The sequence below is a fragment of the Venatorbacter sp. C2-1 genome, from assembly GCF_022832715.1.
GTDB classification, from domain to species: Bacteria; Pseudomonadota; Gammaproteobacteria; order Pseudomonadales; family Oceanobacteraceae; genus Venatoribacter; species Venatoribacter alkanivorans.
In genome coordinates, this window is sequence record NZ_CP094879.1 from 459,551 (window position 1) to 471,537 (window position 11,987).

General features: G+C 54.3%; 13 protein-coding genes. 8 read left to right on the plus strand and 5 right to left on the minus strand.

All coding sequences use genetic code 11. The annotated features are described in order from the left end of the window. Positions 1–34: 34 nt before the first annotated feature. On the minus strand, positions 35–1,405 hold the full coding sequence (radA, locus tag MT343_RS01965) for a DNA repair protein RadA (RefSeq protein ID WP_145470767.1): 1,371 nt from the start codon (positions 1,403–1,405) through the stop codon (positions 35–37). A gap of 179 nt (positions 1,406–1,584) precedes the next feature. On the opposite strand from radA, the gene MT343_RS01970 reads away from it, so the two are divergent. The 5 genes from MT343_RS01970 to MT343_RS01990 all read left to right on the plus strand — a co-directional run bounded on the left by MT343_RS01970 (position 1,585) and on the right by MT343_RS01990 (position 5,342). Beyond that, positions 1,585–2,856: a bifunctional O-acetylhomoserine aminocarboxypropyltransferase/cysteine synthase gene (locus MT343_RS01970; protein ID WP_145470769.1), complete on the plus strand. Its 1,272-nt coding sequence runs from the start codon at positions 1,585–1,587 to the stop codon at positions 2,854–2,856. Positions 2,857–2,917: 61 nt separating this feature from the next. Continuing rightward, positions 2,918–3,571 carry a hypothetical protein gene (locus MT343_RS01975; RefSeq protein WP_145470771.1) on the plus strand — a complete coding sequence of 218 codons (654 nt, stop codon included), beginning with the start codon at positions 2,918–2,920 and terminating at the stop codon, positions 3,569–3,571. Positions 3,572–3,607: 36 nt separating this feature from the next. Next, on the plus strand, positions 3,608–4,342 hold the full coding sequence (locus tag MT343_RS01980) for a hypothetical protein (RefSeq protein WP_145470773.1): 735 nt from the start codon (positions 3,608–3,610) through the stop codon (positions 4,340–4,342). Continuing rightward, positions 4,339–5,007, plus strand: coding sequence for a hypothetical protein (locus MT343_RS01985; RefSeq protein ID WP_145470775.1), 669 nt, complete (start codon positions 4,339–4,341; stop codon positions 5,005–5,007). Before MT343_RS01980 ends, MT343_RS01985 begins: the two co-directional genes overlap by 4 nt. A gap of 101 nt (positions 5,008–5,108) precedes the next feature. Then, positions 5,109–5,342, plus strand: coding sequence for a TIGR02647 family protein (locus MT343_RS01990; protein WP_145470777.1), 234 nt, complete (start codon positions 5,109–5,111; stop codon positions 5,340–5,342). A gap of 27 nt (positions 5,343–5,369) precedes the next feature. Here MT343_RS01990 and MT343_RS01995 read toward each other — a convergent pair whose 3' ends face one another. The 4 genes from MT343_RS01995 to pomA all read right to left on the minus strand — a co-directional run bounded on the left by MT343_RS01995 (position 5,370) and on the right by pomA (position 8,528). Next, positions 5,370–6,098, minus strand: coding sequence for a 16S rRNA (uracil(1498)-N(3))-methyltransferase (locus tag MT343_RS01995; protein WP_145470779.1), 729 nt, complete (start codon positions 6,096–6,098; stop codon positions 5,370–5,372). 110 nt (positions 6,099–6,208) lie between these two features. Beyond that, a complete protein-coding gene (locus tag MT343_RS02000) occupies positions 6,209–6,766 on the minus strand; it encodes a PilZ domain-containing protein (protein ID WP_145470781.1) in 558 nt (185 codons plus the stop codon). Positions 6,767–6,783: 17 nt separating this feature from the next. Further along, the gene (locus tag MT343_RS02005; protein ID WP_145470783.1) at positions 6,784–7,764 is read right to left on the minus strand and encodes a flagellar motor protein MotB; all 981 of its coding nucleotides are present in this window, start codon (positions 7,762–7,764) and stop codon (positions 6,784–6,786) included. Positions 7,765–7,769: 5 nt separating this feature from the next. Continuing rightward, positions 7,770–8,528 (minus strand): flagellar motor protein PomA, encoded by a 759-nt coding sequence (gene pomA / locus MT343_RS02010; RefSeq protein ID WP_145470785.1) that lies wholly within the window; start codon positions 8,526–8,528, stop codon positions 7,770–7,772. Between the two features lie 195 nt (positions 8,529–8,723). Here pomA and MT343_RS02015 point away from each other — a divergent pair, with 195 nt between their 5' ends. The 3 genes from MT343_RS02015 to dxs all read left to right on the plus strand — a co-directional run bounded on the left by MT343_RS02015 (position 8,724) and on the right by dxs (position 11,961). Then, positions 8,724–8,966: an exodeoxyribonuclease VII small subunit gene (locus MT343_RS02015; protein ID WP_145470787.1), complete on the plus strand. Its 243-nt coding sequence runs from the start codon at positions 8,724–8,726 to the stop codon at positions 8,964–8,966. Beyond that, positions 8,966–9,868 (plus strand): (2E,6E)-farnesyl diphosphate synthase, encoded by a 903-nt coding sequence (ispA, locus tag MT343_RS02020; protein WP_145470789.1) that lies wholly within the window; start codon positions 8,966–8,968, stop codon positions 9,866–9,868. The genes MT343_RS02015 and ispA overlap by 1 nt, the downstream gene beginning before the upstream one ends. 212 nt (positions 9,869–10,080) lie before the next feature. Further along, complete coding sequence (dxs, locus tag MT343_RS02025; RefSeq protein WP_145470791.1) at positions 10,081–11,961, plus strand: 1-deoxy-D-xylulose-5-phosphate synthase; 1,881 nt, start codon at positions 10,081–10,083, stop codon at positions 11,959–11,961. Positions 11,962–11,987 lie beyond the last annotated feature (26 nt).

Consider the following 11,987-nt stretch of genomic DNA (forward strand, 5'->3'; position numbering starts at 1 on the left):
CGACGACTTCCCTGCCGGCTTATCAGCGCTGCTGTTAAACGGCGTTGATGGCTTCCTGTAATTTATCCACACCAATAATGGTCATGCCGGGTATTGCCTGACGCGGAACATTGGCTTTCGGTACGATAGCGCGGGTAAAACCATGCTTGGCGGCTTCTTTAATGCGTTCCTGACCGGAGGGCACCGGCCGGATTTCTCCGGATAAACCAACCTCACCAAACACGATTAACTCCTGCGGCAATGGCTGATTACGGAAGCTGGAAAGCGCCGACAGTAACAAGGCCAGATCGGCAGCGGTTTCTCCGACTTTTACCCCACCCACCACGTTGATATACACATCCTGATCACCCAGATGTACGCCACCGTGACGATGCAGTGCGGCCAGCAATAAATTCATACGGTTCTGGTCGAGGCCAACGGCCACCCGTTTCGGATGACCAAAGTGACTGTCATCAACCAGCGCCTGAATTTCGACCAGCAACGGCCGCGTACCTTCCCAGATCACCATCACCACGCTGCCGGCGGCGGGCTCTTCGCTGCGGCTTAAAAAAATCGAACTGGGGTTTTTGACTTCTTTTAAGCCGCTGTCGAGCATGGCAAAGACGCCCAGCTCATTAATGGCACCAAAACGGTTTTTAATACCGCGCAGGGTACGGAAGCGGCTGTCGCCGGAGCCTTCGAGCATGATCGAGCAATCGATCATATGCTCCAGCACTTTCGGCCCGGCCAGGGTCCCGTCTTTGGTCACGTGGCCGACGAGAAATAATACGGTGTTGGTTTGTTTGGCGTAGCGGGTCAGGGCGGCGGCGCTTTCGCGTACCTGTGACACGCTGCCCGGCGCCGATTCCACGCCTTCAACGTGCATCACCTGAATCGAGTCGATCACCACAATCTTCGGCTTATGCTGCTGCAGGGTATTGAGCAGGCGCTCGACGCTGGTTTCACTCAGCATATTCAGCTGGTCGGTTGGCAGGCCTAAACGTTTGGCACGCATGGCTACCTGTTGCAGGCTTTCTTCGCCGGTCACGTATAACGCGGGCATATTCCCGGCCAGCGTGCACATAGTCTGCAGCAGGAGTGTGGACTTACCAGCACCGGGATGGCCGCCGATTAAAATGGCCGAGCCCGGCACCAGACCGCCGCCCAGTACCCGGTCAAATTCCAGCATGCCACTGCTGATACGCGGTACTTCGGCCAGATCAACATCGGCCAGACGCTGAATTCCCTGACTGCCCGCGGCGCCGGCATAACCTGCGTAACTGGCATCACGGGACGGGGTTTTGGATGACGATACAACAAATTCCTGCAGCGTATTCCAGGCACCACAGTCGGTACATTGCCCCTGCCATTTGGCGTGTTCAGAGCCACAGTCGTTGCAGACGTAAGCGGTTTTTTTCTTGGCCATAGCGATTTCTGTGCAATAAGCGGAAGGGGAGAGTGTAAGGCATTGCGCGTTCAGCGTCAGGGCCGTTACGTGTTCATCGTCAGGCTCGGTAAAGAGGCTGCATTCTCCCTATGGCGGCGCGGTACAAATTGTTAAACTCCCTGCTTTCCGTCAAACCTGACAATAAGGATAAGATCAGCATGAAAATTGAAACTCAGGCGATTCACGCCGGCTTTGCGGATGATCCGACAACCCGTGCCGTTGCGGTGCCTATTTATCAGACCACTTCTTACAGTTTTCGCGATACTCAGCACGGTGCTGACCTGTTTGACCTGAAAGAGCCGGGTAACATTTACACCCGCATCATGAACCCGACCAACGATGTGCTGGAGCAGCGCGTTGCCGCGATGGAAGGCGGTATCGCCGCACTGTGCATGGCTTCCGGTATGGCCGCCATTACCGCCAGCATCCAGACCCTGGCCCGTGCCGGCGATAACATCGTCAGCGTCAGCCAGTTATACGGCGGCAGCTATAACCTGTTTGCCCACACCTTCCCGCAGCAGGGCATCGAAGTACGCATGGCCTCCGGCGATGACGTTGCTGCACTGGAAGCGTTAATTGACGATAAAACCCGCGCATTATTCTGTGAGTCGATCGGTAACCCGGCGGGTAACGTGGTGGACATTCAGGCGCTGGCCGACATGGCGCACAAACATGGCGTACCGGTGATCGTTGATAACACCGTTGCCACCCCTTACCTGTGCCGTCCGTTTGAATTCGGTGCTGATATTGTGGTGCACTCGCTGACCAAATACATCGGTGGTCACGGTACAACCGTTGGCGGCGCGATTGTCGATTCCGGTAAATTCCCATGGAAAGATAACCCACGCTTCCCGCACTTTAACCAGCCTGATCCGTCTTACCACGGCGTGGTGTATGCCGATGCCTTTGGTGAAGCGGCCTTTATCGGTCGTGCCCGCGTGGTGCCGCTGCGCAATATGGGTGCAGCCCTGTCGCCGTTTAATGCCTTTATGATTCTGCAGGGGCTGGAAACCCTGGCTCTGCGTATGGATCGCCATGTGGAAAACGCGCAGAAAGTGGCTGAATACCTGTCTGCCCATGAGCAGGTTTCCTGGGTGAATTATGCCAGCCTTAAAACCAGCAAATACCACGAACTGGCACAGCGTATGCTGAATGGTAAGCCATCGGCGATTCTGAGCTTTGGTATCAAAGGCGGTGCCGAAGCCGGCGCTAAATTTATTGATGCCCTGCAGATGATCAAGCGTCTGGTGAATATCGGTGATGCCAAGAGTCTGGCCTGTCATCCGGCAACCACCACACACCGTCAGCTGAATGAAAAAGAACTGGCATCCGCTGGTGTCAGCACCGATCTGGTCCGTCTGTCGATTGGTATCGAGCACGTTGACGATATCATTGCCGACGTTGAGCAGGCGCTGAAAGCTGCTCTCTGAGCAGGTTGTATCTGAAAACGTCCGGCGCTGTGCGCCGGACATTCTCCGGAGTTTTTTGGTTATGTCTTTTGGTCAGTTTATTGCCCTGATCTGCACAGTACTATCACTCGGCACCATTGCCGTGACTTATGCCGTTGGCGTAAACGAAGGTACTGCTGTTGCCTGTAATCCTTTCTTTGATGGCTGTACTGACATTACCCATACCGGAATGAAAGGCGATGCCGGATTTATTTTCCGTGGTGGCATGATTGCCGGATGCGCATTTTTTATTGTCTGGTGGCAGGTAATGCGTACCTGGCTGGCCGGACACAGTGGCCGTATGGCTTTAAATGCCATGCAGTTTTTTGGTGTGATCGCTGCTGTTGGTTTATTGGTCGGGACTGCGGTGCTGGTGCCGGAAAAAGACGCAACCCGCTGGGGTGTGCATGTGCGTGGCGCGAATCTGTTTTTTCAGGGCATGCTGATTGCACTGACAATTAACTATGTATTGATTTTCCGCGCCCGTAAGGCCGGACTGGAAGTGCCGTCGTTTATCGCCAAAAGCGTACTGATGGCGATTCTCTGGCTGATGTTTGTCGCCTTTGCCGGTGTGACTGTCGGCGTGGAAATGAGTAACGGCAAACGCATTATCGAGTGGTGGGCCACGCTCTTTATCGGCCTGTACTTTTTGACCTCTTATTGGGACTGGCAACGGGTTCGTCTCAGTCATTATTAAACCGCAACTGTAAAATAACGGAACAAGGATGTTGTTATGACCTTACCGCAACGAACGGCGCTGGTAGCTTGCCTGCTGCCAATAATTACTATTGCGCTGAGTTATTTTCTTACCGTGCAGGGCGGACATAAGCCCTGGTGTATTCCCTATTTTGAGGGTTGTACCACCATTACCGCGACCGGTATTTATTATCCGGCGGCTTATGTGTTCCGTGCCGGATTAATCAGTGCCGCCGTAGTGTTTATTCTCTGGTGGTATTGCGTGCGCGCCTGGCTGGAAAGTGTAGGTCGCCCTGAACATCATCCGTGGATTCACCGTATTGTTACTTTCGCCATTATTGCCAGTATGCTGCTGATCGCCTCCATTGCGGTGCTGGGAGAGCATATGCTGCCGCCTTCTGATCATCGTTTTTTATGGCGTTTTCACACGGTGACGGCGGGGTTGTTTTTTCTGGTAACGGCGTTGTGTCAGATCATGATGACGCTGCGTATGCGTCAGTTGCAGCGTGAGCTGAATATTAAATTCAGCCGTATTGCCAGCAAACAGATTCTGGCGGTTTTGCAGTTGTTATTACTGGCAGCCTTTGTACTGATTCTGCTGCTGGATTTAAAAACCGATGGCGTGGAAGAGATTTTTGAATGGTGGCTGGCAACCTTCAGTTGCTTATATTTTTACACTACCTTCCATGACTGGCGCGATTTCCGTCTGACCCGGCGGGAAAAAGAGCTGGCGTTGCAACAGGATGAAACTCTGCAGGAGGTGACCGCATGACTTTACCGCAACGCGTTGCCTTAGGCAGTTTCTGGTTATCACATCTCACCTTCTGGCTGACTCTGGCGCTGAGCATGGCCTGGGGGGTAACCGATATTTGTATTCCTTATCTGACCGGCTGTACCAGCATTACCGCTACAGGTATCCCCGATCCGCAGGCGTTTATTTTTCGCGGTGGTTTAATTGCTGCCTGCGTTCTGTTTATTGTCTGGTGGTACTGCATGCAGGCCTGGCTGATTGAAATTGCTCCTGAGCGGCCGATCTGGACGGTACGTTATATGGTAACCGCCGGCATTATCAGCTCGGTCTGCCTGATTATCGCAACAGCAGTATTAAGGCCCGATAAAGGCAATTTACCCTGGATATTGCATACCGTTGGTGCGGCTTTATTTTTCCTGATTTCACTGATGGTACAGACGCGTATCACCTATTGGCTGAAACATCTGGCCAAGCGTGGTGTGGATATTGGTTCCAGCCTGCCGCAGAAATTTATTCTGGTGTATGCCCAGTGGTTTTTCCTTGGGGTAATGATCGTGCTGCAGGTTGCCGATAGCGATGATCGCTGGAAAAACGTGGTTGAATGGTGGATGGCGTTGTTGATAGGGCTGTTTTACCTGACCAGCTATCGTGACTGGGCGGATTTTCGCCTGACAGATACAGAATAACTGACCGGAATCATAGCTCCGGCGGCGGCAGCGGTTTATGCTGTGTTTTCCTGGCGGGTGTATTGAAACCGCTCACTGACAAGAACAAGAGGACAGACCCTATGCCGATTTCTCAGGATTTACTGCAGGAGATGAATCTGCTGGCACAGTTTGATCTGCACAGCATGCAGCAGGGAATTAAAGTACATTCTGATGCCGCGCCGGAAATTGTCGCTGCTGCACGGCGGTTGTTTGATAAAGGCCTGATTGATCAGGCTGATGGTGGTTATCTCACCAGTCTGGGACTGGATGCCGCCGAGCATGTGCAGAACGTTTTACAGATATTGCGCGGCTGAGTTCTGAAATCTCAGCTGAGCGTCTGCTCAGCTGAAATCTCCCCACTGAAACTGAAACACGCTCAGCGCTGCAAGGGCTGCGGTTTCGGTACGCAGAATTCGCGGGCCCAGTGTCAGTCCGGCAAAGCCGCTGCTCATGGCCATTTCCACTTCCTGTTCACTGAATCCACCTTCCGGTCCGACCAGCAGGGCGACGCTTGCCGGCTGCGGATAGTCACGCAGTGGTTTCTGCCGGTGAGGATGCAGTAACAGACGCACATCGGCGTTATTGTTTTTTGCCCAGTCGGCAAAATATTGCGGCTGATGAATGGTTGGTATGCGGTTACGACCACTCTGCTCACAGGCAGAAATCGCTACTTTCTGCCAGTGCTCCATTTTTTTATCCAATCGTTCGCCTTTTAAACGGACTTCACAGCGCTCACTCCACAGCGGGGTAATATCGCTGATGCCCAGTTCGGTCGCTTTCTGAATGGTGAAATCCATGCGGTCACCCTTGGATACCACCTGCCCAAGTTGCAGCTTAAGTGGGGTATCTGCTTCACTGTGCAGAATGTCGCCAACCAGCACCGACGCACTTTTTTTCTGCACATCACACAGTTGTCCGGCGTATTCATGGCCGTCACCATTAAACAGGCGGACAGGATCGCCGTCGTTCATGCGCAGCACGCGGATCAGGTGGGCAAAGGCCTGATCATCCAGTTCAGTGCGCAGACCGCTGCTGAGAGCGGCGGCAGAATAAATACGGGGGCCGGACATAATGAACGGATTCCTGCAGAAGGTAGAGCTCTGCATGATAACAAAAAAGTGCAGAAATCAGAGAGTGGACAGAGAATCGGGCGGCGCCAGGCTGGCCCGGCGCTGGTATTTTATTCGTGGTCGCGTTGCTGGCGTAAGGTCCGGCTCTGCAGCTGGAACAGGTGCTGAATCAGCAGTTCCTGCTCGGTTTCTTTCAGGCCTTCAAAGTTAACCCGCACCATATAAGGAGCATCGCTTTCACCGCTGTCATCGATAGAAACAATATTACCCGCCAGTGACAGAATGGCATTGGACGGTTTCAGTTGCAGGTTAAACAGCAGGTGGCTGCTGCCGCGCAGGTCGGCGTCGGTGTTAAAGGCCATACCACAGGCGCTGAGGTTGACCCTTACCCGGGCTTCCGTCATCGACAGGTTGAGCTCCGGATGGGTAGTACTGTTGCCGTTCAGCAGATTGAGTTTGCGGTTCAGTAATTCGAGCACCTGACCAATTGCCGGATGTACCGAACGCACCTGATGAATCAGATTGCCGATATCCTGTTCCAGTTGCTTCAGTTCGCTCTTCTGTTGGCTGTGATTCTCTTTCCAGTGGCTGAATTCATCCTGGGTGATGGCCTGAAAATCCATCACCACCTCATCATCAAGGCGAAAAAAGCGGCGTCTCTCTTCCATTATTTTTATTATCCCAATCAGAATATTTCGTCAGGGCTCAGCTCGAAGTCTTCGGGCCGGGCATTTACCGCATCTTTTACCTGTCCGTCTTCCGGTTGTATTTCCGGAACATCGTCATCGTCATTTTCGTGGGTACGCAGAATCACGATTTCCACCCGGCGGTTACGGGCGCGTGATTCAGCATCGGTATTCGGTACCAGTGGCTGAGTATCGGCATGGCCGACAATCTGAAAACGGCTGGAGTCGAGTTCCGGCGCGACAAACAACTCTTCGGCAAAGGCTGCAGCCCGGGCGGAAGACAGCGTCCAGTTGGAACGGTAGCGGCCACCGGCAACCGGAATATCATCAGTATGTCCCTCAACGGAAATCCGTCCCGGAAGTGTTACCAGCACTTCACGGATTTTATCAATCACCGGCAGGAATTTATCGTCGATATAATCCGAACCTGAGCGGAAAGCGCCGCGCTGCTCGATGCGGATAATAATTTTCTTACCCACGGTTTCGATTTCCAGCTGACCTTGCGCTATTTCGCTTTCCAGTTTGGCTGCCACTTCCATGGCTTCAGCTTCGGTTTTTTTATTTTCAATATCTTCTTTGGGAACCACGACCTCACGGGTTTGCTGCCCCTGATCGCCCTGACGCTCTTCCTGCTGGGTAACTTCATCCTGGCACAACACTTCCAGTGAGCTTTTGGTGATATCGCTGGTTTTTTGCCGCACTTCATTAATAGGCGTCGGCTCCGGAATCGACGGACTGAAATGACGGGCAATAATACTGGTTCCCTTTGGAGGATCACTGACGTTCACAACCGTTTGCACGCCAAAAGCCTCGCGCAGCTCACCGGCCAGGCGTTTAAACTTTAAGGCGTCCATTTCTGAAAATGACAGCAGTAGCACGAAAAAGCACATCAGCAGTGACATCAGATCGGCAAAGGTCATTACCCAACCGGGAATACCGGCCGGACAGGGTGGACATTCCTGTTCTTCTTCAGCGGCCATAATGCTCAATCACCTGATGTGTTGCGTTTGCCTTCCTGAATATAGGCCTGCAACATGGTTTCAATAACGCGTGGATTCTGGCCGCTCTGAATGGCAAGCAGCGCATCAATAATCATAGCTTTCAGCCGGTCTTCTTCGTTTTTACGCAGCGTCAGCTTGTCGGCAATTGGCAGCGACAGCATGGTCGCCATCATTGCGCCATAGAGAGTGGTCAGCAGTGCAACCGCCATGGCCGGGCCGATGGATTTCGGATCGTCCATATTGGCCAGCATGGCAACCAGACCAATCAGTGTACCGATCATGCCCATTGCCGGAGCCACATCACCCAGTGACTTAAAAATAGTGATCCCAATATCGTGGCGTTCGCTGGCCTGCTTGAGTTCTTTATTCATTAAAGTCCGGACAACGTCCGGATCGTGGCCGTCGACCAGCAGCTGAATACCTTTACTGAGAAAGTCATCACTGACTTCTTTGCCTTCCAGAGAGAGCAGACCGCCTTTGCGCGCCATACCGGCCATTTCCACCACTTCTTCAATAATGGCTTCGGGTTTACTGAGCTTGAATGAGAAAGCTTTGGCGGCGACTTTGATGGCACTGAGAAACTGGCCGAGTTCAAACTTCATCATAACGGCGAACATACTGCCAACGATCACAATCAGGATCGAAGGCACGTTCACAAACATACTGATATCGCCGCCCAGAACCATCGCCATAACGACGATGCCAAAGGCGCCGACTACCCCAACTAACGATGCGAGATCCACTGATGCTCCTTGCCACTAAACCATTCACTGCCTCTGAGTTTAGTCAAACATTCGTGATCTTCCTTCGCATTGACGAAATTGTTGGCAGGCTGATTTGTTTGCCGCCAGAGGGCAGACAGGGGCCGCCATAAGCGCACAGGTTGACCCGCCGGAGCCTTGGGTTTAGTGTGGCCGCTCTCCGGGAGAGCGCGATATATGACTGGTAAAAATGCCCCTTTTGAATTTGAAGCAGCACTGACTGAGCTTGAGCAATTGGTCGTGCGTATGGAAAACGGCGACCTGTCGCTGGAAGACTCGTTACGTGCCTTTGAGCAGGGCATTGGCCTGACCCGTCAGTGTCAGCAGGCGCTGAGTGCTGCCGAACAACGGGTACAGCTGCTGCTTGAACAAAATGGTCAGAGCGTGGCACAGCCTTTTGCCGCAGGTGAGGAACCCTGATGGCACAGGATTTACAGCCATTGCAGCAACAGCTGCAGAGCGTACAGCAGCGTCTGGAACAGCAACTGCATCAGCATCTTCAGGTTCTGCAGCTGGCGGATTCACGCCTGGCGGAGGCCATGGCTTATGGCGTGTTAAATGGCGGTAAACGCCTGCGGCCATTTCTTTGCTATGCCGCAGCGCAGGCGCTGGGTGGTAACTGGGAGCAGGCGGATGCCGCGGCTACCGCGCTGGAAATGGTGCACAGCTACAGTCTGGTGCACGACGATCTGCCGGCCATGGATGACGACGATCTGCGCCGTGGTAAGCCAACCTGTCATATTGCTTTTGATGAAGCCACCGCCATTCTGGCCGGTGATGGTCTGCTCACGGCAGCCTTCGAAGTACTGGCCAATGCACCACAGCAAACGGCAGAACAACGCCTGACCCTGATTCGTCTGCTGGCACAGGGTTCCGGTGGTGCGGGAATGGTGGCCGGACAGAGCATCGATCTGGGTCATGTCGGCAAGCCGATGACGTTGCCCGAGCTGGAACGCATGCACCGTCACAAAACCGGTGCGCTGATCCGCAGTGCGGTGTTAATGGGCGCTCATGCCGCCTGCGCCGAGGTGGATCAGGCAACCGAGCAGGCGTTGGTACGTTATGCCGATGCTGTCGGTCTGGCCTTTCAGGTACAGGACGATATTCTCGATATTGAAGGTGATACGGTCACTCTGGGCAAAACCCAGGGCGCTGACCTTGCACTGAACAAACCAACCTATCCGGCATTGCTGGGCCTTGATGGTGCGCGGGCCAAAGCCCGTGAGCTGGTGGCCGACGCCCATGCGGCACTGGCTGGTCTGGGTGGTGATACCTCGGTACTGGCGCAGCTGGCCGATTACATCATCAACCGCGATCACTGACCTGCGTTAAATCTTATTCGTGCAGTGGCAGGGGTAAAAGCGCAGTCTCTGAGCTGTCAGTCCGGGCCATATACGTCACAGTGCTACTCATTACCGTCAACAGCCGTTAGAATGGCAGCCCTTTTGCGGGGCTGCCTTACGGTTTACGGTTCTTATTGTTTCCTGAACATGCCCCCTCCCGACGGATACCGCGACCGCGCTGATATAAGCTGATGACATTGACTGAAATTCCGGGCTCCCGCCCCAGTACACCGCTGCTGGACAGCATTGACTCTCCGGCCGACCTGCGTGCGCTGGATGCAGACCTGTTGCCACAGGTGTGTGCTGAGCTGCGTGAGTTTCTGCTCTACAGTGTTGGCCAGTCCGGTGGTCATTTTGCCGCAGGTCTGGGTGTGGTCGAGTTGACGGTTGCTCTGCATCACGCATTTAACACCCCGGAAGATCGTCTGGTCTGGGACGTGGGTCATCAGGCGTATCCGCATAAAATCCTGACCGGCCGCCGCGAGCAGATGCCAAGCATCCGCAGCGCTGAAGGGCCGGCGGCGTTCCCGCTGCGTGAAGAAAGCGAATACGACACCTTTGGCGTGGGCCACTCCAGCACCTCTATCGGTGCGGCCTTAGGTATGGCGCTGGCATTGCGTGCGCAGCAGAAAGAACAGCAAACCGTGGCCATTATCGGCGATGGTGCCATGAGCGCCGGTATGGCTTTTGAAGCGCTGAACCACGCCGGCCACGTTAAAGCCGATATGCTGGTGATCCTGAACGACAACGATATGTCGATCTCCAACAATGTCGGTGCGCTGAACAAATACTTCACCCGCATCTGGTCGAGCCGTACCTATTCCGCTTTGCGTGAAGGCAGCAAACGGGTGCTGGAGAAGATTCCGGCGGCGTGGGAATTTGCCCGCCGAACCGAAGAGCACATGAAGGGCATGGTCGCGCCCGGTACCTTATTCGAGGAGCTGGGCTTCAACTATTATGGCCCGATTGATGGTCATGACCTGGATGAGCTGCTGCTTACCCTGCAGAACCTGAAAAAGCTCAAAGGCCCGCGCTTCCTGCATGTGGTTACCCGTAAAGGCAAAGGCTTTCAGCCGGCCGAAGATGATCCGATCAAATACCATGCGCTGAAAGGCAGCAATGCCGGCGCTGGTGTGAAAATGCCGAGCTATTCCAATGTGTTCGGTAACTGGCTGTGCGATATGGCAGCGGCCGATGAACGTCTGATGGGTATTACTCCGGCGATGCGTGAAGGCTCTGACCTGATCCGCTTCTCGCAGGAATTTCCTGAGCGTTACTTTGACGTTGCCATTGCCGAACAGCATGCGGTTACTCTGGCTGCCGGTCTGGCCTGTGAAGGTGCCAAGCCGGTGGTGGCGATTTATTCGACCTTCCTGCAGCGCGCTTATGATCAGCTGATTCACGACGTTGCATTGCAGAACCTCGATGTACTCTTTGCCATCGACCGTGCCGGCCTGGTCGGCGAAGACGGCCCGACGCATCACGGAGCCTACGATTTAAGTTACCTGCGCTGCATTCCGAATATGGTGGTGATGACCCCATCGGATGAAAACGAATGCCGCCAGATGCTCTATACCGGCTATCAGTACGAAGGCCCGGCCGCGGTGCGCTATCCGCGTGGCAGCGGCACCGGAGTTGAGCCAACCACAGAGATGCAGGCACTGGCGCTGGGTAAGGGCATTATGCGCCGCGAAAGCTCTGCCGCCGCGGGGATGCGTGTTGCCATTCTCGCCTTTGGCGCGCCGTTACGCGAAGCTCAGCTGGTGGCCGCCACTCTGGATGCCAGCGTCGCCGATATGCGTTTTGTTAAGCCACTGGATACCGAACTGGTATTACAGCTGGCGGCAGACCATGACCTGCTGGTCACACTGGAAGAAAACGCTGTGATGGGCGGGGCCGGCAGTGCCGTGCTGGAAGCGCTGGCAGCCGCCAATGTGCAGATTCCGGTACTGACTCTGGGCATCCCCGACCGCTATATCGAGCATGCTTCTCCTGCCCAGCAGCAGCGGGATATTGCGCTGGATACCGATAGTCTCCTCAGCAGCATCCGTTCGCGGTTGGCGCAAGGCTGATCTACCTTTAATAACCCCTCGTTTTT